This window comes from Bradyrhizobium sp. USDA 4510 (assembly GCF_054059095.1).
The window spans coordinates 4,237,241-4,260,987 of sequence record NZ_JBSSBT010000001.1; the positions used below are offsets into that span (position 1 = coordinate 4,237,241).

A 23,747-nucleotide genomic window follows, 5' to 3' on the forward strand; every position below is an offset into this window, starting at 1 on the left:
ACACCAGTCAGTCACGGAGAAGCCGCGGCGTGCTGGCATGGCGCGGACAAGCCCGGCCATGACGGAGCAATGTTGAGGCGAGCTCTCAGGCGGATGGCGCCGCCGCAACCTGTATGGCGGTGAGCATGCCGGTCCGTTCATGGCAGCCGAGATATTCGAAGAACTGCTCGTCGGCGCCTGCCACCGTGACCTCGTGATACAGCCTGAGCTTGGCGTTCGGCCCCAAGGTCGAGAGATACTTCATCGCCGCGCCAAAAATCCTGACATGGGTCGGGTGCGATTCCGCCCAGCGCTCGAGTGCCGCAAGGCTCTTCCACCAGCTCTGGCCGTAGGACTTTTCGGTTGGCCTGCCCTCCGCATCGACAACGCGCATATAGCGGTTGGCATAGCAGCCGATCGGCACACCGTCGTCGCGCAGGAAATCCATGCCCTCGCGCAGCACCGGTTCGACATCGTCGAGATACATCTTGCGTTCCGCTGCCTCGGTATCGCTCCAGTCCTGTCCGGAACGGATCAGGCAGAGATTGTCATGCGCGACCACACGGATGCGTGCGCCGTCGCGGATCACGCGCGGCTCGCCGCCCGGCGTCATCGCGTCGGTCTGCGACAGCGGGATACGGTCGCGCATACCGCCCCAATAGGCGTGCTCCTGCACCTCGCCGCTCATGCCGTCGGCAAGCACCGCGACGCCCTCCGGACGGCCGAGCGACGAGAACAGCGTCTCGTAGCGCGCAACATGCGGCCGCAGCACCTCGATGAAGCGACCGACGCCATCGCCGGCGCCGCTGCCGGTCCAGGCCTCGCGCGCGCCGTCGAACCAGGCGTCGAAACGCCCGGCGTCGTCCCAATAGGCGACCGAGACGACGTTGGTGAAGCCGGCCTGGTCGACATATTGCGCGCGGTCCCAATGCGTCGGACTGTTTTCTCTGGCAAAGCGCGTGGCGATCTGCGCCAGCGCGTCGGTCGCCGCCGCGCTCCTCTCACCGCGATATTGCACGCCGAAATAGGCCATGATCACGCGCATGACCGCGGGCTTGTGGCGCGCGACGAAGGATGGATAAGGCGGCGCGTAGTCGTCGGGCACACGCCGATGACGCGATCGGACTGTCTGCAAATGAGATGGAATGGCGGATTCCATGGCAGTCGCCTCCCGTTGGATGTCGTGCTTTCAGCTCGCGGCCGCGTCGATCTCCTCAAGGCTGTCGAGCGGAAGCGCGAAATGCTCGACGCGCTTCGAGGGCTTCTTGTTCAGCAGCAGACGCGTGACATCGGGGCGCGAATAGTGCCCGGCCGGATCGGCGGCATTCTTGGCGATCCCGATCGCGCCGAGATCGATATCGGCGAGCAGCAGGCCCTCCTGCTCGGGCGGCAGCTTCTCGGCGATCGAGCTGCCGTCCGGCCCGTAGATCGCGGCATGTCCGCCGCCGACATGCAGCAGCGCGTGCTTGTCGTCGCGGTCGCACATCTCGTCGACCATCGCCTGCGAGACCGTGGCGCAGGGCGCCAGCACGAAGCACGAGCCTTCGACCGCATAGACCCGCGAGGCCGCGTTGTTGACCTCCCAGCCGAGCGCCGGCGCGAACGGATCGTACAGCGAGAAGCTCGGCCAAGCCGCGACATGGACCTGCTCGTTCTGGGCGTACATCGCGTATTTCGACAGCGGCTGCAGATGCTCCCAGCAGCACAGCGCGCCGAGCCGGCCGATGCCGGGACGGTCATGCACCGCAAGGTCGCTGCCGTCGCCCTCGCCATAGACGGTGCGCTCGGCATGGGTCGGCCGCAGCTTGCGCCGCTTCGCGATGGTCTCGCCGTCGGGCCCGATCAGCCATTGCGCGAGGTAGAGGCTGCCGCCGTCGCGCTCGGACAGGCCGAGCACCGCGGTCATGCCGGCCTTCTTGACCGCGAGCCGCAGCTTCTCGGCCTGCGGGCTGTCGTAGCTCAGCGAGTTGTCGAAATAGCGCTGCACGAAGCCGCGCCCGATCGCCCAGGCCGGCGAGTCCAGCCAGATGTACCAGGGATAGCCGGGGATGAAGGCTTCGGGAAACGCGATCAGCTTCGCCCCTTTAGCGGCGGCCTCCTCGATCAGCGCGATGGACTTGGCGATGGAGGCGTCGAGGTCGAGCCAGGCAGGTGCGGCCTGCACCACCGCAACGCGGTATTTCGGATGTTCGATGCCCATGATGTCCTCCTCGCGGCCGACGCTTGCGGCCGGTTCGTGCTTGATCGGCCATGGCGGCCTCTGACATCATGCTGCCCCGAGACCGGGCACGCCGTTCGACCGGGACGGAAGGAAAATTCGACTGCGGAGGAGATTCCCCGGCCGTCCCCGGTATGAAGCTTGCTTTGTTTGCGTGGCCAGCGTTTGCACTCGTGAGGGGAGGAAATCATGCCGGCCCTGTTCACCACGGAAGACGCGCCCACCCATCGGCGCCTTGCGCTCTGGCAGGACATCGTCTGCGACGTGTTCGTGCAGCTCGACTGCAAGTCGGACCTCGGCACCGCCTTCCACGGCGCCATCACCAGCGCGCAGCTGGGCGCGGTGAAATGCTCCGTTGTCTCGTCGAGCCAGCAACGGGTGCTGCGCACGCCGTCGCGGATCGCACGCGCCAGCGAGGATTTTGTTCTGTTCGCCCTCGGCCGGAGTGGCGCGGGCGCCGTGCTGCAGGACGGCCGCGAGACCGTGATCCAGCCGGGCGAGTTCGCATTCTACGACACCACCCGGCCCTATGAATTGCGCTTCAACGCCGACTTCACGCAGACCATCTTCCAGGTGCCGCGCGCCATCCTGCACCGGCGCTTTGCCGGCACCCAGGGCTTAACTGCGACCACGTTCACATCGGATCGTCCCGTGCAGCGGCTCGCCTGGCAGTTCATCGCGGGGCTCTCCGAGATCGCCGACAAGCTCGATCCTGACAACGCGATCCGCCTCGCCGACCAGGCCGCCGACCTGCTGGCGATGGCAATGAGCGAGCGACTCGGCGGCACCGCGCTGCCCGCCTCGACCCACCGCTCCGCGCTGCTCTACCGCCTGAAGGCGCATGTGCTTGCGCATCTGCCGAACCCCGAGCTCAACCTCACCGAGACCGCCGCCGCGCTCGGCATCTCGCCGCGCTACGTCAACAGCCTTTTGGCCGACGAGGACACCTCGTTCCAGCGCTTCGTGCTGGCGCAGCGGCTGGAGCGCTGCAAGCGCGACCTCGCCTCACCGGCGCACGCGCATCGCCACATCGGCGAGATTGCATTCGCCTGGGGCTTTAACGATCTCTCGCATTTCGGCCGCGTGTTCCGCGACCATTACGGCCTGTCGCCGCGCGACTGGCGGCAAAGCCGGCTGCCGAACTAAAGCTTCGAGGGAAGCCATAGGTCTGTTGCGGCGCAAAATAGCCGGGAATCCGCGCCCTCACGGATGCAAATATTTACGCTAACTGCAACGGTTCCCCCGGCGCCCTTCTTTTCGCTGGGGCGGACCGGTACAGTCGTGCCGTTCATTTGGAGGATTTCCCGTGCAGGACCGGCGCCAGAGCGTACGCGAGAAGGTGTTCTATGGTGCGGTTGCGGAGATCGATGAACGCGGCTCGACGATGGATTGCGTCGTCCGCAACATCAGCGAAGGCGGTGCCTGCGTTGAATTTAGCGATGCCGCGCACTTGCCCGAAGAGATGAATCTCAGCGTCGCACGCAAGGGCCGCTCGTTCCTGGCCCGCCTGATCTGGCGCCAGGCTAACAAGGTCGGCCTCGCCTTCCGGATCATGACCTCCGACACGCCGGTCAGCGATCTCGACGAACGGGTCCGCCGCAGCGAGATCAAGAAGCGGCAGCTGCAGCGGCGCATCAATGAATTGCTCGGCCAGGGCTGAGCCATCTCGGCTCGGAGCCCTCGTTTCGTTCGCGGCCGGCATCCGGCATTCGGGGTTGCAAAGGCCGGGCTAATCCAGCATGCGGTAATCCCCGCAACGCCGGAACCGAGAGCCACTCCACGACATGTCGTCCGCGATGACAGAGCATCCCGACGGGCTGCCGCAGCCGCAGCGCAATTGGGCCATTCTCACGATCGCGCTCGGCCTCGTGATGGCCGTCGTCGACGGCTCGATCGCCAACGTTGCGCTGCCGACCATTGCCCGGGATCTGAACGCGAGCCCCGCGTTCTCGATCTGGATCGTCAACGGCTATCAATTGGCGATCACGATCTCGCTGCTGCCGCTGGCCTCGCTCGGCGAAATCATCGGCTATCGCCGCGTCTATCTGGCGGGGCTGTTGCTGTTCACGCTGGCCTCGCTGTTCTGCGCGCTGTCGCATACGCTGCCGCTTCTGACGGTCGCCCGCATCCTGCAGGGGTTTGGCGCTGCCGGAATCCTCAGCGTCAACACCGCGCTGGTCCGCTTCATCTATCCGCATTCGCTGCTCGGCCGCGGCATCGGCGTCAACGCGCTGGTGGTCGCGATCTCTGCCGCGGTCGGTCCGACCATCGCCTCGTTCATCCTGGCGGTGGGGACCTGGCCGTATCTGTTCGCAATCAATGTCCCGCTCGGCATTGTCACGCTGGCGCTGGGTTGGTGCTTCCTGCCGCACACCAGGCCGGCGGTTCACGCCTTCGACTGGCAGAGCGCCGCGATGAGCGCCATCGCGTTCGGGTTCGGCATCAGCGCGATCGACAGCGCCGGCCATGGCGGGTCGCTGTATCTCTGCGCATTGGAGTTCGCGGTCGCCGCGGTCGCCTCGCATTTGCTGTACCGGCGGCAGCAGCATCTGCCCTCGCCGCTGCTGCCCGTCGACCTGCTGCGGATTCCGATCTTCGCACTCTCGATCGGCACCTCGATCGCCTCGTTCTGCGGCCAGATGCTAGCCTTTGTCGCGATGCCGTTCTATCTGGAAAACCATTTCGGATATTCGGCGGTTCAGATCGGCCTGTTGATCACGCCGTGGCCGATCGCGGTCGCGTTCGCCGCCCCGCTCGCGGGCTGGCTGGTGGAACGCTATCCGGCCGGCCTGCTCGGCGGCATCGGCCTGCTGCTGTTCGCGACGGGATTGGGCACGCTGGCCTTGATGCCGGCCAACGCGACGCCGGTCGACGTGATCTGGCGCATGGCGCTCGCCGGTGCCGGCTTCGGCCTGTTCCAGACCCCTAACAACCGCACCATGATCGCCGCCGCCCCGCGCGAGCGCTCGGGCGGCGCCAGCGGCATGTTAGGGACCGCGCGCCTGCTCGGACAGACCATCGGCGCCGCTTTGGTGGCGCTGCTGCTGGCGCGCTATCCGGCTGACGGCACCCGGATCTCGCTGATGGTCGGCGTCGGCTTTGCCGTCGTGGGAGCTGTGCTCAGCACGCTCCGGCTGTCCTCGGCCGGCAGCCGCGGCGCCGACCGGGTGCGGGTCCAGGAGGGCCAGCGGCTGAAGGGCGAGTGACGGCGCGGAGACGCGCCTCCCACCGCCAGAAACAAAAAGGCCGGCTGTTCAGCCGGCCTTTTCGTTTGGTTGTTCGCTCGCGCCTCAGACCTTGACCATCGGTCCCTTTGAGGCCGGCCCCTTGGTGCCGCCTCCGCCGCCGTTGGGACCGCCCTTCGGCGGCTTGCGCTTGCGCGGCGGCAGGTTCTCGGGCTTCGGCGTGACCGGGCCCTCGACATATTCGAAGCCGATCTTGTCCTTGGCAGTCGCCTCGTCCTTGACCAGGATGACGCGGACGTGTCCGCCGCCCTTGAGCTGACCGAACAGCACCTCATCCGCGAGCGGCTTCTTGATGTGTTCCTGGATGATGCGCGCCATCGGACGTGCGCCCATCTGCTCGTCATAGCCGTGCTCGATCAGCCAGGCCTTTGCAGGCTCGGACAGCTCGATCGTGACGTCGCGGTCGGCGAGTTGCGCCTCAAGCTGCAGCACGAACTTCTCGACCACCATGCCGATCACCTCGGCATTGAGGTGCGCGAACGAGACGATCGCATCCAGCCGGTTGCGGAACTCCGGCGCGAACTGGCGATTGATCGCTTCGTGATCGTCGCCTTCCCGCTTCGAGCGGGTGAAGCCGAAGGCCTGCCGCGCAAGATCGGCCGCGCCGGCATTCGTGGTCATGATCAGGATCACGTTGCGGAAGTTGACCTGCTTGCCGTTGTGGTCGGTGAGCCGGCCATGATCCATGATCTGCAGCAGCACGTTGTAGAGATCCGGGTGCGCCTTCTCGATTTCGTCGAGCAGCACGACGCAATGCGGATGCTGGTCCACGCCATCGGTGAGCAGGCCGCCCTGGTCGAAACCGACATAGCCGGGAGGCGCGCCGATCAGGCGCGACACGGTGTGCCGCTCCATATATTCGGACATGTCGAAGCGCAGCAGCTCGACACCGAGCGACGCCGCCAGTTGCTTCGCCACCTCGGTCTTGCCGACGCCGGTCGGACCCGAGAACAAATAGCTGCCGATCGGCTTCTCCGGCTCGCGCAGGCCGGCTCGCGCCAGCTTGATCGACGCCGCCAGCGACTCGATCGCCTTGTCCTGGCCGAACACCGTGCGCTTCAGGGTCTGCTCGAGATGCTTCAGCACCTCGGCATCGTCCTTCGACACGCTCTTCGGCGGGATCCGCGCCATGGTCGCGATCGTGGTCTCGATCTCCTTGATGCCGATCGTCTTCTTGCGCTTGCTCTCGGCGACCAGCATCTGCGCCGCGCCGGACTCGTCGATCACGTCGATCGCCTTGTCGGGCAGCTTGCGGTCGTGGATGTAGCGCGACGACAGCTGCACCGCAGCCTCGATCGCCTCGTTGGTGTATTTCAGCCGATGGTAATCCTCGAAATAGGGCTTCAGGCCCTTGAGGATCGCGATTGCGTCTTCCACCGTCGGCTCGTTGACGTCGATCTTCTGGAAGCGCCGCACCAGCGCGCGGTCCTTCTCGAAGTGCTGACGGTATTCCTTGTAGGTGGTCGAGCCCATGCAGCGGATCGTGCCCGAAGCCAGCGCGGGCTTCAGCAGATTGGACGCATCCATCGCGCCGCCGGAGGTGGCGCCGGCGCCGATCACGGTGTGGATCTCGTCGATGAACAGGATGGCGTTCGGATGCGCCTCCAGCTCCTTCAGGACCTGCTTGAGCCGCTCCTCGAAATCACCGCGATAGCGGGTGCCCGCAAGCAGCGTGCCCATGTCGAGCGAGAACACGGTCGCGGCCGCCAGCACTTCCGGCACATCGCTGTCGACGATGCGCTTGGCGAGGCCTTCGGCAATCGCGGTCTTGCCGACGCCGGCTTCGCCGACGAACAGCGGGTTGTTCTTCTGGCGGCGGCACAGCACCTGGATCGCACGGTTGATCTCGGCATTGCGGCCAATCACCGGATCGATCTTGCCGTCGCGCGCCTTCTTGTTGAGGTTGACGCAATAGGTCTCGAGCGCCTCGCCCTTCTTCTTGGCGTCCTCGTTGCCCTTGGTCTCGGTTTCCTCGTCGACGCCGCGCACCGGCCGCGCCTCGGACACGCCGGGCCGCTTGGCGATGCCGTGGCTGATGTAGTTGACGGCGTCGTAGCGCGTCATGTCCTGCTCCTGCAGGAAGTACGCGGCGTGGCTCTCGCGCTCGGCGAAGATCGCGATCAGGACGTTGGCGCCGGTCACTTCCTCGCGACCGGACGACTGGACGTGAATCACCGCGCGCTGGATCACGCGCTGGAACCCGGCGGTCGGCTTCGCGTCATCGGCGCCGTCAGTCACCAGGTTTTCGAATTCGGTCTCGAGATAATTAACGAGGCTGGTCCTGAGCTTGTCGAGATCGACGCTGCAGGCCCGCATCACAGCCGCCGCATCCGAGTCATCGATCAGCGACAGCAGCAGATGTTCGAGCGTCGCGTATTGATGGTGACGCTCGTTTGCGATCGCCAATGCACGGTGCAGCGACTGTTCAAGGCTTTGGGAAAAAGTTGGCATTCGCGTCCTCTATGGCCCCCTGCCATCATGATCGCCATTACCGGGTCAGGCAATAACAACCTTCGTGATCGCCTTTGATATAGTTACGACGGATCGTGGCGAAAGACCGGTCCCGCGATGATGGTTTTCTTCTAAATTCGGGGCATCGGGGCGTCGCGCGGCGACGCCCGTGATCGTACGGGAACGCCGTTCACCACCATCAAAAACCGCGATGCAAGACCCGTTCCGCGCCTCGCGGCGGGTCAGTCGTTCCAGCGACCTATTTCTTTTCCATCACGCACTGCAGTGGATGCTGGTGCTTGCGCGCGAAGTCCATGACTTGCGTCACCTTGGTCTCGGCGATCTCGTAGGTAAAAACGCCGCACTCGCCGATCCCGTGGTGATGAACGTGCAGCATGATCTTGGTCGCCGCCTCGGCGTCCTTGTTGAAGAATCGTTCCAGCACGTGAACGACGAACTCCATCGGCGTGTAGTCGTCGTTCAGGATCAGGACTCGGTACAGGTTCGGACGCTTGGTCTTCGGCTTGACCTTGGTGATGACCGAGGTCGAGGGGCCGTTGCCCGTCCCATTGCGGTTGTCATCATTGTTCATTTTCGGCGCCGGCGCGGCGGCCACCGCCGGCATCGACGAAACCGGCTCGGAAATCGGGACTGTCAACGTGGATCGCAACATGGCTCAGGCGTTCGAATTCCCCAAGGGAAACCGGATGGCGGGAAACCGGATGGCAATTGGATGGTGGTCGCGATTGCCGCAAGACTGATCGCGGAACCCCCAGCAATGCTTTCCAGATTGCCGCTCCCGGTCCGATCCGGCGGCCGGATCGACTTCCCGAATATGGGCCTCGCGAGGCCCAGCCGCAAGCGCAGACCCGGCGCGGCCCACCGGTCCGATTCCGGGCGCGGCAACCCTCGGAAGGTTAATCATTTCTGCCCGATTTGACAAAGGAGTCGGGCGGCCAATTTAGACGTCATTGAGGATAGCGAGCGCTTTTGCCCGGCTTTTGAGCCTCCCCCGCGCCGCCCTGCCGGGTTTCCCGCGCCCGATTCACCATCTGTTTAGCGGCGCCGGTCGAGATGCCACCGCAATCCATTTCGACGAGAGTGCCATGCTTGGTTCAGCCATTTCCGATCGCGTCTGCGCGGTTGCTCGCCGGTTTTCCAGGGCAAATAACGGCAATGTCGCGGTGATCTTCACCTTCGCAATGCTGCCGCTCCTCGCTTTCGTGGGAGCCGCGATCGACTATACCCGCGCCAACAACGCCCGCTCCGCGATGCAGGCAGCCCTCGATTCGACCGCGCTGATGCTGTCCAAGGATCTGACCATGGGCAACATCACGGCTGCGGATATCCCGAGCAAGGCGCAGACCTATTTCACCGCGCTTTACACCAATAAGGACGGCCAGGGCATTTCCGTCACGGCGAACTACACCACCCCGACCTCGAGCGCGGCGGCCACCATCCTGCTGGGCGGATCCGGCCACATCAAATCCGATTTCATGCAGCTGGCCGGTTTTCCGACGCTGGGTTTCAAGAGCTCGACGACCACCACCTGGGGCAACGTCAAGATGCGCGTCGCCCTCGCCCTCGACAACACGGGATCGATGTCGGACGACAACAAGATCACCGCGCTGCGCAACGCGGTGGCCGGAACCGGCGGGCTGATCGACCAGCTCAGCGCGCTGAGCAAGAACAATGGTGACGTCTATATCTCCGTCATTCCGTTCGAGAAGGTCGTCAATGTCGGCACCAGCAATGTCGGTCAGAGCTGGATCGACTGGACCGACTGGCTCAATCCCCCGACCACGCAGCCCGCCAACGGCACCATGCAGGCAAGCCTGCCGATGAACTGGCACGCGGTCGGACCCGGTGCGCGATGCCCGTGGACCAACAACAACGGCGGCTTCACCTGCCAGAAGAGCCCGACAAATACGGGCAGCGCGAACTACATCCCCTCGAGCGGGACCTATTCAGGCTACATCTGCCCCAGCGTCGATGCGAACTCCTACACGCGCTACAATGGCTGCTGGGTGAGCACGCAGGTCGGCACCGGCGTGTTCTGCAGCGGCTCGACGTCGTGCAGCTGTCCGAAGAATTCGTCGGGTAACGATGTCTCCGGCTGCAGTTGCGGCACCTCCGGCGGCGTCTATCAATGCACCGGCAAGCTGTATACCCACGACTGGACGCAGCCCGGCCCCAACGACACGGCCGACAATCAGGGCCAGCCCCGGGTCAGCGCCGTCGTCGGATGGACCAACAATCAATGGACCTCGACCAACCAGATCCCCACCGTGAAAAACGACTGGCGGCAAGCGTCCACCAACCCGATCGGCAACTGGACGGGCTGCATCGCCGACCGCACCCAGCCGAATGATGCGACCGGCGTGCTGCCGGCGTCATCCGACGTCACCACGCTTTTCCCGGCCAACGAGCTCTTTGAGAACGGCTACTCCTACTGCAGCAGCAACTCCTCGCCGCAGCTCGAGCCGATCATTCCGTTGAGCTACAACTGGACCGCGCTCAAAAATGCGGTCAACGCGATGCAGCCGACCGGCGGCACCAACCAGGCGGTCGGCCTGGCGTGGGCATGGCAGTCGCTACTGGTGGGCGGCCCGTTGAACACGCCGGCGGAGGACTCCAACACCACCTACAACCGGGTCATCATTCTCTTGTCCGACGGTCTGAACACCGAGGACCGCTGGCCCGAATACGGCGACGGCCGCACGCAGGCCTCCGGCAACCCGATCGACGCCAGGCAGGCCCTGCTGTGCCAGAATCTGCAGGCCGCGAAGGACTCCAGCGGCCAGCCGCTGTACACGATCTACACGATCCAGGTGAACACGCACTCGCCCGCCGATCCGACCTCGACCGTCCTGAAGAACTGCGCCAGCACGCCCGACAAATTCTTCATGCTCACCAGCTCGACCCAGATCCTGACGACGTTCAACACGATCGGAACCGCCCTCAGCAAGCTGCGGCTGGCCAAATAGTCCCCGCTTCAGGCACAACAAAAAAGCCCGGCCAAACGGCCGGGCTTTTCGTTTGTCTTGGACGGCAACGCTTACTGAGCGGCGGGCGCGAACTTGGAGACCAGACCCTCATAGGGCTTGAAGGTCTGCTTGGCGCAGTCGCTGTACAGGCCGGCGATCTTCTGCGATTCCGCAACGAAGGTCTCGTAGGACGAGCGCAGGTACTCGGTCTGCGCCTCGAGCGCCTTGTCCAGCGACTTCACGCCCGACAGCTTCTCGACGAACGACTTGGTGTCCTCAAAGGACTTCTTGGCATAGTCGCCATAGGCGGTGGCGATGGCCTGAACGCCGCTCTGCAGGTTGTTCGCCGACGCGGTGACCGACTCGAAATGCTCTTTGCCGTAGTTCTGAATGTCTTCGATCTTGACCATGGATGGAATTCCTTTTCCCAGACTTGAAGGCGCAAATTCCCATTGCCGGGAAGCTCCCGGCCCCCTGACGCCGATAGCCATATCGCATCGCACAATAGAGTCAACGAATATTGTGCGTCGCACAATCCCACAACCCCGAATCTCCGGCATTCGCGATAAACCCCGGGGGACTACGCAACGGTTGCTTAATCTTTTGGAAACTCGGTCCGCCTAACCTGATTCCCGGACTTTGTTCGCCTTCCGACAGACAGCCTCGAAAGCTGTTTGTGAACAACACCTTAGCTAGAAGAGCGACCTGAGCCGCCACGTGGGCCGATGGTTCTGCCCGAAGTGGTTTGTTGCGCAGGCAAGGATCGATGGCCGCCGGGCACAATTTCGCCTCACGAGCCAGTGATCTAGATAGAAATTGGGACGGGGAAGTAGATGCTTCGAACAACCTTGGCCTCCTCGCGGGCGCTGCGAGTTGGCGTTCTTGGGCTCGTGACCGTCACGACGGCGATCCTGATCACGAGTGATAGCGCCGAGGCGCGCCGTCACCGGCGCCACTACGCCCGTCACCACCACAGCCAGGAAGCGCGCGAGAGCTACAGCCCGCAATTCGCGTCGATCATCGTCGACGGCAACACCGGTTCGGTGCTCACCGCCACCAGTCCCGACGGCTTGCGCCACCCGGCCTCGCTGACCAAGATCATGACGCTCTATCTGCTGTTCGAGCGCCTCGATTCCGGGAAGATGAAGCTCGACACCGAAATGCCGGTGTCCGAGCACGCCTCCGAACAGGACCCGACCAAGCTCGGCCTGCGGCCCGGCTCGACCATCAAGGTCGAAGACGCCATCAAGGGCCTGGTCACCCGCTCGGCCAATGACGCCGCGGTCGTGATCGCCGAGGCGATCGGCGGCAGCGAAGACGATTTCGCCCGGATGATGACCCGCAAGGCCCGTGCGCTCGGCATGAGCCGGACCGTTTATCGCAACGCCTCCGGCCTGCCCAACGATGAGCAGGTGACGACGGCGCGCGATCAATCGACTCTCGGCCGCGCGATCCAGGACCGCTTCCCGCGCTACTACCGCTACTTCTCGACCTCGGTGTTTAACTTCCGCGGCCAATCGATCCGCAACCACAACCATCTGCTCGGCAACGTCGAGGGCGTTGACGGTATCAAGACCGGCTACACCCGCGCGTCCGGCTTCAACCTCGTGACCTCGATGCGCCGCGGCAATCGCTTCCTGGTCGGCGTGGTGCTTGGCGGCCGCAGCGGCGGCTCGCGTGACGCCATCATGCGCAACCTGCTCGCCGAGAACGTCGGGAAGGCCGCGACCACCCGCACTGCCGCAGCGATCACCGAACGCAATCCGGCCGACGCCAATGTGGAGGTCGCCGACGCGGATAATGCGCGCGCGCCGGACACCTCGCCCGTCGCGGCATCGGAGCCCGCCGCTGCAGCTGCCGCGATCCAGGCGCCGCGCCCGGCCAGCAAGCCCTCGCTGATGGCGGCCGCCGCCGCCGCGCTGCCGCCGCTTCCGGCCAAGCCGGAGCCGCAGGCCAAGCCCGAGCCGGCGCCGCTGACCTCAGGCGTGATCCAGACCCAGCCGATCGCCGCGATCCCCGGCTCGGCTGAACCGATGAAGCCGGTCAAGGTGAAGACGGTGCAGGTCAAAGCCGGCCAGATCAAGCTCGCCGCGGCCGGCCCGGCGCAGTCCGCGCCTCCGATCACCAACACGATCCCCTCGCGCGGCGAGGTCCCCGAGACCTCCAATGCGATGATGGCGCGGGCCGCCGAGACCTCGAGGCCGGAAATGCCGCCGCAGCCGGCCAATTTCGGCACCGGCAATGGCATCCTCGGCGTGCTGCCGGCCTCGGCCGTCCATGCACCCGCTACCCCGGCGCCACAGGCCGTTGCGTCGATCGAGCCCGCAACCCGCAGCGTGCAGGCCGCTCCGCCGACCAGCTCAGCAAAGCCGAGCGCCGCGCATACCGGCTGGATCATCCAGGTTGGCGCGCTGGAGTCCGAGGGCGAAGCCAACAAGCGCATCGACCTGGCGCGCAGCTCGGCCCGCGGCCTGCTCAGCAAGGCGGACCCGTTTACCGAGGTGGTCGCCAAGGATAATCGCAAGCTCTATCGCGCCCGTTTTGCCGGCCTCGAGCGCGATCAGGCCGAGGCGGCTTGCAAGACGCTGAAGCGCGCTGAGATCTCCTGCATCACCGTTCGCAACTGATCGTCAGCATCTGCTGATTTCGAACGGCCGGCGCCGCAAGCGCCGGCCGTTTTGCTTTTGCCGCCGCGAAAACAGCCGGCCGTCCGCGAGCGGCGCAACCATGAAACTTCTCGTCAAGATTTTACGGTTAAGTTTTCCCGAAAGAGCGATCGGCCACGCCGGACAGCGGCGGGCCAGACGGGGCATCAATCAGAAACGGAAGGCAGCTCTCGGCTGTGGCGTTGGTAGCGTAGCCGGAGTTAGAGATGCGTGCGAAGCAGAGTGTCCTTGGCCTCGTTCACACGGGCCGCGAGGTACGTCGAGCCCCCCTGGTCGGGATGGAGTTTCTTCATCAGGGTTCGGTGAGCCCGGCTGATGTCGTCGCGCGACGCTCCCGGCTGCAGGCCAAGGATCTGATAGGCCTCCTCGTTCGTCATTTTGCCGCCCGACGCCGCACGGCCCTGCCCCCGTGCCCGGTCGCCCTGTGCGTCCTGACGCCAGGCGGGAAAGCGGCGGTCCAGATAGCTTTCAAGTAGCGCGACGCTCTCGGCGTCGAAGCTCGGGACCATCGCCAATAGCTGCGACAGGTCGAACTCATCGAGCATGCGGCCGGCCTGCGGTCCGGCCACGATCTGGCCCCTGAGCACGCCGCTGCCGTGATCGAGGGTCATATCGAGATATTGCGAGCGCACCCGCGAGCTTTGTCCCTGGCTGCGCGAACCGCCGAACATACCGCCGAGATTGGGAAATCCGGTGCTTCCGAACGGCGACCAGCCGAGCAGTCCGGCGCCGAAAATGCCGAGCGGAATTGCCACCGCCAGTTCGCCCCGCACGCCGGTAAAGGCCGCGACCGCCAGCGCGAGCACCCCGCCACCGATCTTGATCGCGCGCGCAAGCACGGCGGGATTGGCCGCACGAAACATCTGCAGCGCGGAATAAAGGACGACAACGGCGACGACGCCGGCGATCAGGGTTGGCATATCCGGAATATAGGCGGCCCGGCGGCAAAAAGCATGCGAAGCTTCGTCTCACCGGCGTCAGGCGGAGCCTGACGCGACGCGGCGCTATTTCATCTGGCCGATCAGCTTCGCCGCACCGCTCGCGGTCTTGGCCAGCTGCAGCAGCGCCTCGCGGCCGCCGGCGGCATAGGCTGCGGCGGCACGCAGCAATTCGCGGAGCTGCGCGGCCGCGCCGGGATCGAACCTGCACCATGCCCCGCCGGTCAGCCGCGCGATCTCGCGAAACGTCAGCTCGGCGGTCGCATCCCTGCCCTCCTGGAACATGAAGACCGGCACCTTGAGCAGGCCGAGCTCACCGGCTTTGGCGCAGAGATCGTCGGCGCTCTCCTCCATCGCGTCGCCGACGAACACCAAGGCGCGCACCCCTGCCTCGACCGCTTCGCGACGCGTCTCGGACAGCACCTTGCCGATCTGGGTGTTGCCGCCCTGGCAATCGATCTTGCTCATCAGCCGCGCGAGCTGCGCGCTGTCGGAGATCCAGCCCGACGCACGGCATTCATTGAAGCCGCGATAATAGACGAGGCGGATATCGAGACTGCCGAGCGCGCCGGCCTCGCGGAACATGTCCGCCTGCAGCGTGCACGCCATGTCCCATGTCGGCTGCCGGCTCATCGTGGCGTCGAGCGCGAACACCAGCCTGCCGTGGGCGCCGGCGCGATGCGGCGACATCGCCCGCGCCTTGGCGACGAATGCCGCGATGTCGTTCGCGCTGGATGCCGGCACGCCAGGCGCATGGGCCGGGCGTACATCGCTTCCGGATGTCGGTTTGATCGTCTTGCCGGCCATCAGCGCTTGCCTCGTACAGCAAACACTATGTGGGCCGCGGCAGTGGATTGGTCAACGTGAGAGGCCAGCCTGGACCGCGAGCCGCCCGGTCAATTCGTGACCGACGGATCCTTCTTCGTCTCGGTCTTGGTCAGCGAGAGCGACTTCTTGAGCTTATCGGTCAAGGTCTGAGGTTTCTCGACCGGCACGTAGAGCGAGACGGGACCGGGCTCCAGAATCTTCGGCGGCGCATTCCTGGTGTCGACCGGCGCGACAGCGCTGTCGGTGTCGGCGAGGAATTTATCGAGCATGGCCTGGATCGAGTCCTTGGCCTTCTCGGGCCCGGTGTCACGCATGTCGTTGTGCTGGAAGTTGGTGTTCACCACGGTGATGCCGGCCTTCTCGCATTCGTCGGCATCGGGAACGACACCCGGATCCGGCTTGAACTGCGAGTCACGCGAACGGAATGACAGGATCTTGAACTTGCCGTCGGTCATGAACGGCACGCGCAGATTGTCCAGCGTCACCACCTTCTTGATCTCGTCCGGATATTGCTTGGCGAAATACATCGCGATGTCGCCGCCATTGGAATGGCCGACCATCGTCAGCTTGCTGTAGTCCGCGTTCGGCTGGCGCTTCTTCATCTCCTCGATCGCGAACTTGATGTTGGTGATGCCGCGCTGGTACTGCGGCAGGCGGCCGACATAGAGCTCACCGACCTTGGTCACCATCGGTCCGTCCGACGGCAGGTCGTTCTGAATGCTGATGGTCAGATAGCCGCGCGCCGCGAACACGTTCGCGAGGAAGGAATATTCGGTGAATTTGACGGTATTGCCATGATTGAGGATCGCAACCGGCAGCGTGATCATGCCAGCGTCGGCCTGCATCTCCTTGTCGAAGCGCACGGCAACGTCGACCGCGACCGGCCGCTCATCGCGCGTCGGGTCCTTGAACATGAGAGTTTCATGACGGATCGCCCACTTGCTCGCGGTGAAATAGGCCGCCGTGATCACCACGGAGAGAGAAAGCAGAACGAGAATTCCACGCTTCATGACGTCCTCGAGGTGCCCGCCTTTTCAGGGCTATTCTTGGCCGGAGACTCTTCGGCCTCCTTTTGAGAATATATGTCACAGCGCTGTGACAGGAAGTCTAAAAGTTGGGACTTCGCAGCACGTTCATTGTGCGGTGCACACAACCTTTGTGCATTCGCTTCTGGCGCCATGGCTCTGCGGCACGATAATACCTCAAGACCAACCAACGAGGAGCGGAAACGCGGCTGGCTTTGGGAAAACCGGATCTGGCCAGCTTTGTTCCGGCATATTGGCGACGGAGTGGCCGAAAACCCCGCAAGACTACCGTGCTTCTGGACGGGCCAGGAAGTGACGATAGTCACTTCCTGGACGCCCGACGCCCTGGAACCTGCCAGAAGGAGTGCCCGGCGGTCTAGCCGCCGATGATGTCGTCGACTTCCAGCGGCTTGTCGACCTGGCTGAACCATTCGGCCCGGTTGGCGGCCCTGCGGCGGCCGCGCTCGTCGAGCGGCAGCTTGAGCTGGCGCAGCAGGCTCATCACCTCCTCGCGGGCGGTGACGTGACCGAGGCTCGGGCGGGTGCCGAGCGTCGCCTCGTCGATGTCGTCGAGCGCCGTCAGCCCGCGCGGGAAGAATTCGCGATAGACCACCCGCTCGGCAAAGCCGTCGACCGCACGGAACCCGAGCCGCAGCGAGAGCTGTTTCAAGCCGTCGGCCACCAGCTGCTTGTTGCGCGAGCCGAGCATCGAGAGCCGGTTGCGCACCACGATCCAGTCGGTCGAGGCGCCATCGAGCTGGCGGCGCTTGCGTCTGGTGTCGCGCACCATCTCCGCATAATGGCTCTCGCCGGTCACCGCGTAAGTCGCGGGATCGACGGTGCCGAGCACGTCGAAATCGAGGAAGCTGTCGTTGATCGGGGTTACCAAAGTGTCGGCCATCGAATGCGCGAGCCGCATCAGGTAGCTGTCCGCGCCCGGGGTATCGATGACGATGAAATCACAGGCGCGTTCCACCGCGCTCACAGCGGCCATGAACTGCTGGAATTCCGCGTTCTCGTTCTCCTCAATCTGCATCGTCTCGCCGTACTTGATGCAGTGGTGTGCCGGGAGCTCGAGGTCGAGCCCGGTGCGTCGCGCCCAGGCCTGGCGATTGCTGATGTAGCGGGTGAAGCTCTGCTGGCGGCAGTCGAGATCGATGCTGGCGACGCGTTGCCCGGCCTTCAGCAGCGCGACGGCGATATGCAGGGCGGTGGTCGACTTTCCCGATCCACCCTTCTCGTTGCCCAGCACGATGACATGTGCGGAGCCGGATTGACCCTGACGAGCCTGCACCAACATGATTCAAATCCCCGCAATGATCTTCAAAGCGAGCGCCGCTGCGGTCAAGTGAAATGCATCGCTGCGACAGGAAATCGATTGCGGCCGTGCTGATGAATCGATCAAGCAAGACTGCTGCGTCGATCGGCGGCTTTGATCCGCGCACGTTCGAGATCGTGTAAGGCTTATCGGCCGGTTTGCCGATCGTGGTTCGGACTTGGTAAGCTGCGTGACCTGCCGAACGCCAACCCGTCCCGCCCAGATTCGTTCCCACCCGGATTGCCCCACGAGCCGAGACCAGATGCCGAGAAATCCCACCGTCGTCCGTACCGTCCCCGCCCTTCGTCGCGCCGTCGACACGCTGCGCGTCAAGAAGGCAACCGTCGCGCTGGTCCCAACCATGGGAGCGCTCCATGATGGCCATGTGTCGCTGGTGCGGCTCGCCAAGCGCCGCGCCAAGCGGGTCGTCGTCTCGATCTTCGTCAACCCGACCCAGTTCGCGCCGACCGAAGATTTCGGCTCCTATCCGCGCACCTGGAAAGCCGACGTCGCCAAGCTCGCCGCCGAGGGCGTCGACCTGATCTGGCATCCCGAGGTGAAGGCGATGTACCCGGACGGCTTCGCCACCAGGATCGTGCCGGAGGGGCCGGCCACCGCCGGGCTCGAGGATCGCTTCCGGCCGCATTTCTTCGGCGGCGTCGCCACCGTGGTCGGCAAGCTGTTCACCCAGGTCCGGCCCGACGTCGCGATCTTTGGCGAGAAGGACTTTCAGCAGCTCCGGGTCGTCACCCAGATGGCCGCGGACCTCGACCTCGGGGTCAAGGTGATCGGATCCAAAACGGTGCGCGAGCGCGACGGTCTCGCGATGTCGTCACGCAACGTCTACCTCTCGCCGGAGGAACGGCGCGCCGCCCCTGAGCTTCACCGGGTGATGAAGCAAACGGCCGGCCGCCTGCGCGCCGGCGAGGATACCGCGACCGCAATGGCTGACGGCGCCGCGGCGATCACCAGGGCCGGCTTCGTGCTCGATTATCTCGAAGTGCGCCACGCCGCCTCCCTGGCGCCGATCGGCTCGCCGAAGGACGGCCCGATGCGGATGCTGGTGGCGGCAAAGCTCGGCAGCACGCGCCTGATCGACAATATCGCGGTCTGAGACCGGACCGGAAAAGTGTGAAACGGTTCATGCGCAGAGAGGATGCGAGCCTGTAATGAGGGCTCGGCCTCATCTGTGCGGCCGGGTGCTTGCGCCACGCTCGCGACGCATGGATGATCGCGCCTTTCAAGGGCGATCGGAATGAACCATTACTTCAGGCAAGGCATTGTTCTTGGCATCGCGCTGCTGGCCGCGGCTGGGGCGCAGGCACAGACCCGGCCGCCGGTCGGCGGCGTCAATTCGGCGCCCGGCGCCATGATCTTCTACGTCGCGCATGGTGCGCCTGATGCCTGCGGCCCCGGCTGCTCGAACTGGATCGCGGCCGAAGGCGCGGTGCAATGGGACACCTACAAGCGCCTGCTAGCGATCCTCGACCGGCAGAACGGACGCAAGCTGCCGGTGGTGATCAATGTCAAACCGGGCTCCGACCTCACCGTCGCTGCCAGCCTCGGTCGCATCCTGCGCGGTCGCGGCATCGATGCGGCGGTGGCGGCAACCGAGGTCGAGGCATGCAACGGAAAACCCGAGGAGGAATGCTTTGCACTGAAGCGGCCTGGCGGCCCGCTGGATGCGAAGGAAAAGCTCTCCGGTGTGCCCTGCGAGCTTGCATGTGTATTGATGCTTGCGGGCGGCGTGCATCGTAACCTGCCGCCCGGCAACCGCGTCATCCTGACCGCAAGGATGCAGATCTACGACCGGCTCGCACCCAACGTCTCTGCCGAGCACCGCGAAAGCCTTACCACAATCTTCACCGATCAGTTCCGGAGATATCTCAGCGAGATGGGGATCGGCCATGAACTGTTCGACGTCACCGCCGACAGGGCGGGTGGCCGTTATGTCGAGGTCCCGGCCTCAGAATGGGCTCGGCTGCATCTCGTAACCCAGTGATCCCGGATCGCTGCCGTTCGATTGCTCAGAGCAACCCGATTGCTTACAGCAAGCCGAGGTCGCGCAACTCGCGGCGCATCGGCTCGGGCATCGATGCCACGCTGGCGGCGCTCGACTTGGTGAGATCGGCCGGCGCGGAGTCTGCGGTCAGGTAGCGCCAGCCCTGGAACGGCCGCATCGGCCGCGGCGAGACCGCGATCACCTTGGGCTGCATCACCAGCCGGCAGCGTCCGATGCCGTCCTTGTCGCGGAACGGCTCGATGGCGATGATCTTCTCGCGCGCGGCGATCTCGCCGCGGATCACCCAATAGAGCGAGCCGCCGGCAAGGATCTCCTCCTCGCGCTTCGGCGTCATCCGCGTGATGTGGACGTGACGGAGCGGCAGGCCCTTTTTCTTCGCGGTCGCCATCCGTTCGGCAACCCAGCCCTTGAGTTCCTTGACGGAATCGCAACCGACGGCGAGCTTGATGAGATGAAGCGGCATGCGCCGGATGTAGCGGCCGGCGAGCGCTTTGAAAAGGGAGCGCTCTCCGCGGCGGTGGATATCGGGACTAGAGCGCTTTTCGAGCCAAACGAAGCCGGAACGGCGCAACGACGGCGGCTCAAGCCGCCGTCATCACGCTCATTGCTCGTTCGCAGCCGCCGGTGCGCTGGCGGCGGCAGGAGGCGACGCCGGCGCGGCCGGGGCCGGCGCGATCTGGACCGGGCGCTTCGCCGCCGGCGGACGCTTCGGGGCTGCGGCGGGCGGCGCGGCGGCAGCGCGCGCGGCCGGCGCTGGTGCGGCGGCGGCCGGCTTTGCCGGCTCGGGCGTCATGATGCTGACCGGCGGCGTGTTCGCTGAGCTCGGAAACTCCGCATTGGTCGGCTTGCCGGTGGGCAACGACTGCGGCAGCGCCGCGACCAGGCCGGAGGCAGCCGATGCCTGGGCGCCGGCCGGCGCGTTCCACGACCCTGCGTAGCGCGTGATCAGGTTCTCGTAGGTCCGCTCGTTCATGTTGGCGATGATCTGATGGTTGTCGCCGAGCGAGCGGAACGCGGGGCACGCGGTCGGCGTGCAGTGGTCGCGCGCCATCAGCGCATAGGCGACCAGGCCATAGCGGTCATGCTCGATGGCGCGGCGCAGCGCCTGCAACTCGGTGGTCGAATTGCGCTCGGCGGTCGCGAGGTCGCCCAGCGCGGTCAGGCGCGAGACCTGCGCCGCCGCGTAGCTGACCGCCGCCGCCGCCGTATCCGATGAACCGAACAGCACCTTCTCGCAGGCGTTGAGAACGGCGTCTCCGGCGAGGTCGTCGACGCAGGCCAGCGCCGGCACCGTCTGGCTGGCCAGTTGCGCCGTCCGTGTCTCGGCCGGCACCGCCTGCCCGCCCGAGCCGAAGCCACGGATCGTCGCGGCGACCGCAACCGCGATCGACAGCAGCGTGATCACGGTCAGCGCGCCGTTGGCGACGGATTTTTCCGCACGCAGCAGCGTGACCAGAACGACGATCCCAAAGAACCCCGCAGCGGCCAGCGTCAGCCACATCGGGAAGGTCGGTGAGCGCCAGATCTGATCCAGCGAGGAAGCCCAGTTCATGCGCGATGTCCCTCAACGCAGCGTAAGCACAATCGGCGACGGCGAACGCCGCCACCCCGACGTCCAACCTTCAGCACAATGGGTCTGCGAACAGGGCCTTTTGACGGCGGCGGCGCGGAACCCGCTCCAGCCGCCGGCTTGCGCACAACACTCCTTCAGGACAGCGCGAGCTGACTCTCCTTGGCCACCCGTTCGAAAGCTTCGGTCGAGCTCTTGATGCGATATTGGCAATCGTCACCGTCGGTCGGCAGCAGACGGATCACTTGATAGGTGCCGCTCGCGGCGGGGCGCGCCACGTTGCTGGCCGTGAAATAGACGGTCTCGCCAATCGAGTACTTATGCTTCAACGCCCTCTCCATTTTCTTAGAGATTGCTGGCTGAGCTGACAGTCCCGATAGCTCAGGCCGGCATTTTGAGAACCCTGCGGCAAGCTAGCACATCGCACCTCCCCAAATCCAGCAAGATTGGGGCATAGCGAAGGTGCGATTTTGCAGGTTTTTCAGGGCGATAGGCAGCAATTTGCGTGCCAGCCGGAAATTGCCCGCCGAGCCCGGTTGGAACCCTGATTCCACCGGCTCAAGCGGTCTGCGGCAGCTTGCCGCCCGGGCTCGCGCCGTCGACCGCAGCCGGAAGTTGCTGGGCGAGCACCTTGGACAGCTGGTCCACCGGAATGTTGAACCTGGCGGCGAGCTGCTTGACCGTGTCGCTGCCGAGCACCTGCTGGAGCTGCTCAGCGGTGATCGGCAGGTTCTGACCGGTACCGATCCAGGATCTGACCTGCTCGCCAAGCCCGGCCTGCTCGAGCTTGGCGACGATCGCGGACAAGCCGCCCTGCCCGCCATTGCCCAGGACCTCGCCGAGCACGACGGGGATCACCGCCGCGCCAAGCTGGCCAAGCATGCCTTTCAGCTCCGGCGAATTCTCCAGGGAATCGAGAATGCCCATGGTCTAAGTCCTTTCACGACTTGCAAAACCAGCCTTTCGGGATTCGACGCCTTCGGCCCCGCGGCGTCAAGCCGCGATCTTTGCGACCGCTGTCACAATTCGGAAGCGCAGCAACCGTCAGACATCCTCGAATCGGGCGATCCGCAGCGTCTCGGCAACGCCGTCGCGGGTCCATTCCTGGAATGCCGGAAGCTGCATCATGGCATCGACATAGTGCTGCGCCTCGGCCTTCACCGGGATCGCGTAGGTGCAGAAGCGATGCACCACGGGCGCGTACATCGCATCGGCGGCAGAGAATGCGCCGAACAGGAACGGACCCTGCTTGCCGTAGCGCGCATGGCACTCGGCCCAGATATCCTGGATCCGCGCCACGTTGGCGCGCGCATCATCCGACAGCGCGACAGCGCGGATCGGCCGGTGCAGGTTCATGCCGCATTCGTTGCGCAGCGGCATGAAACCGGAATGCATCTCCGCCGAGATCGCGCGGGCATGCGCGCGCGCGGCACGATCCGCAGGCCAGAGCTTCGCCTCGGGAAATCTCTCGGCGAGATATTCGATGATCGCCAGCGAATCCCACACCGTGACGTCGCCATCGATCAGCGTCGGCACCTTGCCGGCCTTGCTGAAAGATAGGATGCGTTCCTTGTCGGCCTGGTCCGTGTAGAGCGGAATGAAGACCTCTTCGAACGGGATGTTGTTGGCGCGCAACGCCAGCCAGGGCCGCATCGACCATGACGAATAGTTCTTGTTGCCGATGACGAGCTTGAGCATGTCCGGGAATCCTGTTGCCTCGGTAGTTTGCCATAGTGCATTGCACGCGTTCAACCTGTACATGACGCGGATGCGGCCCGGCGCGGACAGTCAGCCGCGCGCTCACGAAGGAAGGCAACATGACCGGCTATTGGACCGACATCCTGGCCGTCGGCTTCTTTGCGCTGGAATGGCTGGTCTACGCCATCACGCTGGAGCACACCGCGTATGGACGCGACAGCCTGTCGGCGCGGATGCACGTCTATCGCGAGATCTGGGTGCGGAATCTGCTCAACCGCGACGCACGGATGGTCGACATGCAGATCATGGCGAGCCTGCAGAACGGCACCGCGTTCTTTGCCTCCACCAGCCTGATCGCCATCGGCGGCGGGCTGGCGCTCTTGCGTGCCACCAATGACGCGCTCGCTGTGCTCGGCGCGCTGCCGGTCAACCTCACGCCCTCGCCCGCTTTGTGGGAGGTCAAGTGCATCGGGCTGATCCTGATCTTCATCTACACCTTCTTCAAATTCGCCTGGGCCTATCGCCTGTTCAACTATGTGGCGATCCTGTTCGGCGCGATGCCGCCGGCCGACCAGCGCGATACGCCGGAGGCCGAGGCCCATGTGATCCGCACCACGCGGCTGTTCGAGACGGCGGGCCGGCACTTCAACCGCGGCCAGCGCGCGTTTTTCTTCGCCCTCGGCTATCTCGGCTGGTTCGTCAGCCCCTGGGTGCTGTTCGTCACGACAGCCGCCGTCGTGATCGTGATCTGGCGCCGGCAGTTCGCCTCGAATGCCTGGCAGGCGATGGGAAGCTGACGCG

Annotated in this window: 23 protein-coding genes; 9 read left to right on the forward strand and 14 right to left on the reverse strand. The window is 64.9% G+C overall.

Annotation, left to right across the window (positions count from 1 at the left end; translation table 11 throughout):
* Positions 1-85 precede the first annotated feature (85 nt).
* Together ACVMDN_RS19495 and ACVMDN_RS19500 are read right to left on the reverse strand one after the other, a co-directional pair.
* A complete protein-coding gene (locus ACVMDN_RS19495; protein ID WP_456835054.1) occupies positions 86-1,138 on the reverse strand; it encodes a phenylacetaldoxime dehydratase family protein in 1,053 nt (350 codons plus the stop codon).
* Positions 1,139-1,168: 30 nt separating this feature from the next.
* On the reverse strand, positions 1,169-2,179 hold the full coding sequence (locus ACVMDN_RS19500) for a carbon-nitrogen hydrolase family protein (RefSeq protein WP_076834510.1): 1,011 nt from the start codon (positions 2,177-2,179) through the stop codon (positions 1,169-1,171).
* A gap of 207 nt (positions 2,180-2,386) precedes the next feature.
* Between ACVMDN_RS19500 and ACVMDN_RS19505 the strand changes: the two genes are divergently transcribed.
* From ACVMDN_RS19505 to ACVMDN_RS19515, 3 genes are all read left to right on the forward strand, one after another.
* Positions 2,387-3,343 carry an AraC-like ligand-binding domain-containing protein gene (locus ACVMDN_RS19505; RefSeq protein WP_456835053.1) on the forward strand — a complete coding sequence of 319 codons (957 nt, stop codon included), beginning with the start codon at positions 2,387-2,389 and terminating at the stop codon, positions 3,341-3,343.
* Between the two features lie 160 nt (positions 3,344-3,503).
* Positions 3,504-3,857: a PilZ domain-containing protein gene (locus ACVMDN_RS19510; RefSeq protein WP_456835052.1), complete on the forward strand. Its 354-nt coding sequence runs from the start codon at positions 3,504-3,506 to the stop codon at positions 3,855-3,857.
* 124 nt (positions 3,858-3,981) lie between these two features.
* The gene (locus tag ACVMDN_RS19515) at positions 3,982-5,403 is read left to right on the forward strand and encodes an MFS transporter (RefSeq protein WP_456835051.1); all 1,422 of its coding nucleotides are present in this window, start codon (positions 3,982-3,984) and stop codon (positions 5,401-5,403) included.
* Positions 5,404-5,487: 84 nt separating this feature from the next.
* Here ACVMDN_RS19515 and clpA read toward each other — a convergent pair whose 3' ends face one another.
* Both clpA and clpS read right to left on the reverse strand, forming a co-directional pair.
* On the reverse strand, positions 5,488-7,893 hold the full coding sequence (gene clpA, locus ACVMDN_RS19520; protein WP_028336408.1) for an ATP-dependent Clp protease ATP-binding subunit ClpA: 2,406 nt from the start codon (positions 7,891-7,893) through the stop codon (positions 5,488-5,490).
* A 259-nt stretch (positions 7,894-8,152) separates the two neighbouring features.
* The gene (gene clpS / locus ACVMDN_RS19525; protein WP_038385792.1) at positions 8,153-8,485 is read right to left on the reverse strand and encodes an ATP-dependent Clp protease adapter ClpS; all 333 of its coding nucleotides are present in this window, start codon (positions 8,483-8,485) and stop codon (positions 8,153-8,155) included.
* Here clpS and ACVMDN_RS19530 point away from each other — a divergent pair.
* The gene (locus ACVMDN_RS19530) at positions 8,478-8,654 is read left to right on the forward strand and encodes a hypothetical protein (protein WP_156436563.1); all 177 of its coding nucleotides are present in this window, start codon (positions 8,478-8,480) and stop codon (positions 8,652-8,654) included. The two genes, clpS and ACVMDN_RS19530, sit on opposite strands and share 8 nt — an antisense overlap.
* Before the next feature lie 345 nt (positions 8,655-8,999).
* Entirely contained in the window at positions 9,000-10,880 is a 1,881-nt protein-coding gene (locus ACVMDN_RS19535; protein ID WP_057020815.1) for a TadE/TadG family type IV pilus assembly protein, read from the forward strand.
* Between the two features lie 71 nt (positions 10,881-10,951).
* Here ACVMDN_RS19535 and ACVMDN_RS19540 read toward each other — a convergent pair whose 3' ends face one another.
* Positions 10,952-11,290 carry a phasin family protein gene (locus ACVMDN_RS19540; protein WP_016844841.1) on the reverse strand — a complete coding sequence of 113 codons (339 nt, stop codon included), beginning with the start codon at positions 11,288-11,290 and terminating at the stop codon, positions 10,952-10,954.
* Between the two features lie 423 nt (positions 11,291-11,713).
* On the opposite strand from ACVMDN_RS19540, the gene ACVMDN_RS19545 reads away from it, so the two are divergent.
* The gene (locus ACVMDN_RS19545; RefSeq protein ID WP_253590025.1) at positions 11,714-13,507 is read left to right on the forward strand and encodes a serine hydrolase; all 1,794 of its coding nucleotides are present in this window, start codon (positions 11,714-11,716) and stop codon (positions 13,505-13,507) included.
* Positions 13,508-13,746: 239 nt separating this feature from the next.
* Here ACVMDN_RS19545 and ACVMDN_RS19550 read toward each other — a convergent pair whose 3' ends face one another.
* The 4 genes from ACVMDN_RS19550 to ACVMDN_RS19565 all read right to left on the reverse strand — a co-directional run bounded on the left by ACVMDN_RS19550 (position 13,747) and on the right by ACVMDN_RS19565 (position 17,637).
* The gene (locus tag ACVMDN_RS19550) at positions 13,747-14,466 is read right to left on the reverse strand and encodes a DnaJ domain-containing protein (protein ID WP_016842845.1); all 720 of its coding nucleotides are present in this window, start codon (positions 14,464-14,466) and stop codon (positions 13,747-13,749) included.
* Between the two features lie 84 nt (positions 14,467-14,550).
* Complete coding sequence (locus ACVMDN_RS19555) at positions 14,551-15,291, reverse strand: VWA domain-containing protein (RefSeq protein WP_253590024.1); 741 nt, start codon at positions 15,289-15,291, stop codon at positions 14,551-14,553.
* Between the two features lie 89 nt (positions 15,292-15,380).
* A complete protein-coding gene (locus tag ACVMDN_RS19560) occupies positions 15,381-16,322 on the reverse strand; it encodes an alpha/beta hydrolase (RefSeq protein ID WP_076834529.1) in 942 nt (313 codons plus the stop codon).
* Positions 16,323-16,713: 391 nt separating this feature from the next.
* Entirely contained in the window at positions 16,714-17,637 is a 924-nt protein-coding gene (locus tag ACVMDN_RS19565) for a division plane positioning ATPase MipZ (protein WP_076834531.1), read from the reverse strand.
* Between the two features lie 280 nt (positions 17,638-17,917).
* Between ACVMDN_RS19565 and panC the strand changes: the two genes are divergently transcribed.
* Together panC and ACVMDN_RS19575 are read left to right on the forward strand one after the other, a co-directional pair.
* A complete protein-coding gene (panC, locus tag ACVMDN_RS19570) occupies positions 17,918-18,769 on the forward strand; it encodes a pantoate--beta-alanine ligase (RefSeq protein ID WP_076834533.1) in 852 nt (283 codons plus the stop codon).
* Positions 18,770-18,910: 141 nt separating this feature from the next.
* On the forward strand, positions 18,911-19,657 hold the full coding sequence (locus ACVMDN_RS19575; protein ID WP_076834535.1) for a hypothetical protein: 747 nt from the start codon (positions 18,911-18,913) through the stop codon (positions 19,655-19,657).
* A gap of 43 nt (positions 19,658-19,700) precedes the next feature.
* Here ACVMDN_RS19575 and ACVMDN_RS19580 read toward each other — a convergent pair whose 3' ends face one another.
* The 5 genes from ACVMDN_RS19580 to ACVMDN_RS19600 form a co-directional block, all read right to left on the reverse strand.
* Positions 19,701-20,141 carry a DUF1489 family protein gene (locus ACVMDN_RS19580; RefSeq protein WP_028336418.1) on the reverse strand — a complete coding sequence of 147 codons (441 nt, stop codon included), beginning with the start codon at positions 20,139-20,141 and terminating at the stop codon, positions 19,701-19,703.
* A gap of 138 nt (positions 20,142-20,279) precedes the next feature.
* A complete protein-coding gene (locus tag ACVMDN_RS19585; RefSeq protein WP_076834537.1) occupies positions 20,280-21,230 on the reverse strand; it encodes a hypothetical protein in 951 nt (316 codons plus the stop codon).
* A 155-nt stretch (positions 21,231-21,385) separates the two neighbouring features.
* Positions 21,386-21,589 carry a hypothetical protein gene (locus ACVMDN_RS19590; RefSeq protein ID WP_018272021.1) on the reverse strand — a complete coding sequence of 68 codons (204 nt, stop codon included), beginning with the start codon at positions 21,587-21,589 and terminating at the stop codon, positions 21,386-21,388.
* A gap of 217 nt (positions 21,590-21,806) precedes the next feature.
* Positions 21,807-22,175, reverse strand: a complete 369-nt coding sequence (locus tag ACVMDN_RS19595; RefSeq protein ID WP_057020822.1) for a YidB family protein — start codon at positions 22,173-22,175, stop codon at positions 21,807-21,809.
* A 117-nt stretch (positions 22,176-22,292) separates the two neighbouring features.
* Positions 22,293-22,946 (reverse strand): glutathione S-transferase family protein, encoded by a 654-nt coding sequence (locus ACVMDN_RS19600; RefSeq protein WP_456835050.1) that lies wholly within the window; start codon positions 22,944-22,946, stop codon positions 22,293-22,295.
* A gap of 119 nt (positions 22,947-23,065) precedes the next feature.
* Here ACVMDN_RS19600 and ACVMDN_RS19605 point away from each other — a divergent pair, with 119 nt between their 5' ends.
* Positions 23,066-23,743 carry a DUF599 domain-containing protein gene (locus tag ACVMDN_RS19605; RefSeq protein ID WP_076834541.1) on the forward strand — a complete coding sequence of 226 codons (678 nt, stop codon included), beginning with the start codon at positions 23,066-23,068 and terminating at the stop codon, positions 23,741-23,743.
* Positions 23,744-23,747 lie beyond the last annotated feature (4 nt).

What these genes read in the sequence shown, in the direction of transcription:
- ACVMDN_RS19535 (WP_057020815.1), top strand. Translation starts at nt 9,000, where the DNA reads ATGCTTGGTTCAGCCATTTCCGATCGCGTCTGCGCGGTTGCTCGCCGG.
- ACVMDN_RS19555 (WP_253590024.1), bottom strand. Translation starts at nt 15,291, where the DNA reads ATGGCCGGCAAGACGATCAAACCGACATCCGGAAGCGATGTACGCCCG.
- ACVMDN_RS19585 (WP_076834537.1), bottom strand. Translation starts at nt 21,230, where the DNA reads ATGAACTGGGCTTCCTCGCTGGATCAGATCTGGCGCTCACCGACCTTC.
- ACVMDN_RS19565 (WP_076834531.1), bottom strand. Translation starts at nt 17,637, where the DNA reads ATGTTGGTGCAGGCTCGTCAGGGTCAATCCGGCTCCGCACATGTCATC.
- ACVMDN_RS19540 (WP_016844841.1), bottom strand. Translation starts at nt 11,290, where the DNA reads ATGGTCAAGATCGAAGACATTCAGAACTACGGCAAAGAGCATTTCGAG.
- ACVMDN_RS19500 (WP_076834510.1), bottom strand. Translation starts at nt 2,179, where the DNA reads ATGGGCATCGAACATCCGAAATACCGCGTTGCGGTGGTGCAGGCCGCA.
- ACVMDN_RS19605 (WP_076834541.1), top strand. Translation starts at nt 23,066, where the DNA reads ATGACCGGCTATTGGACCGACATCCTGGCCGTCGGCTTCTTTGCGCTG.
- ACVMDN_RS19590 (WP_018272021.1), bottom strand. Translation starts at nt 21,589, where the DNA reads ATGGAGAGGGCGTTGAAGCATAAGTACTCGATTGGCGAGACCGTCTAT.
- ACVMDN_RS19495 (WP_456835054.1), bottom strand. Translation starts at nt 1,138, where the DNA reads ATGGAATCCGCCATTCCATCTCATTTGCAGACAGTCCGATCGCGTCAT.
- ACVMDN_RS19600 (WP_456835050.1), bottom strand. Translation starts at nt 22,946, where the DNA reads ATGCTCAAGCTCGTCATCGGCAACAAGAACTATTCGTCATGGTCGATG.
- ACVMDN_RS19515 (WP_456835051.1), top strand. Translation starts at nt 3,982, where the DNA reads ATGTCGTCCGCGATGACAGAGCATCCCGACGGGCTGCCGCAGCCGCAG.
- ACVMDN_RS19575 (WP_076834535.1), top strand. Translation starts at nt 18,911, where the DNA reads ATGAACCATTACTTCAGGCAAGGCATTGTTCTTGGCATCGCGCTGCTG.
- ACVMDN_RS19560 (WP_076834529.1), bottom strand. Translation starts at nt 16,322, where the DNA reads ATGAAGCGTGGAATTCTCGTTCTGCTTTCTCTCTCCGTGGTGATCACG.
- ACVMDN_RS19545 (WP_253590025.1), top strand. Translation starts at nt 11,714, where the DNA reads ATGCTTCGAACAACCTTGGCCTCCTCGCGGGCGCTGCGAGTTGGCGTT.
- ACVMDN_RS19595 (WP_057020822.1), bottom strand. Translation starts at nt 22,175, where the DNA reads ATGGGCATTCTCGATTCCCTGGAGAATTCGCCGGAGCTGAAAGGCATG.
- panC (WP_076834533.1), top strand. Translation starts at nt 17,918, where the DNA reads ATGCCGAGAAATCCCACCGTCGTCCGTACCGTCCCCGCCCTTCGTCGC.
- ACVMDN_RS19550 (WP_016842845.1), bottom strand. Translation starts at nt 14,466, where the DNA reads ATGCCAACCCTGATCGCCGGCGTCGTCGCCGTTGTCGTCCTTTATTCC.
- clpA (WP_028336408.1), bottom strand. Translation starts at nt 7,893, where the DNA reads ATGCCAACTTTTTCCCAAAGCCTTGAACAGTCGCTGCACCGTGCATTG.
- ACVMDN_RS19580 (WP_028336418.1), bottom strand. Translation starts at nt 20,141, where the DNA reads ATGCCGCTTCATCTCATCAAGCTCGCCGTCGGTTGCGATTCCGTCAAG.
- ACVMDN_RS19505 (WP_456835053.1), top strand. Translation starts at nt 2,387, where the DNA reads ATGCCGGCCCTGTTCACCACGGAAGACGCGCCCACCCATCGGCGCCTT.
- clpS (WP_038385792.1), bottom strand. Translation starts at nt 8,485, where the DNA reads ATGAACAATGATGACAACCGCAATGGGACGGGCAACGGCCCCTCGACC.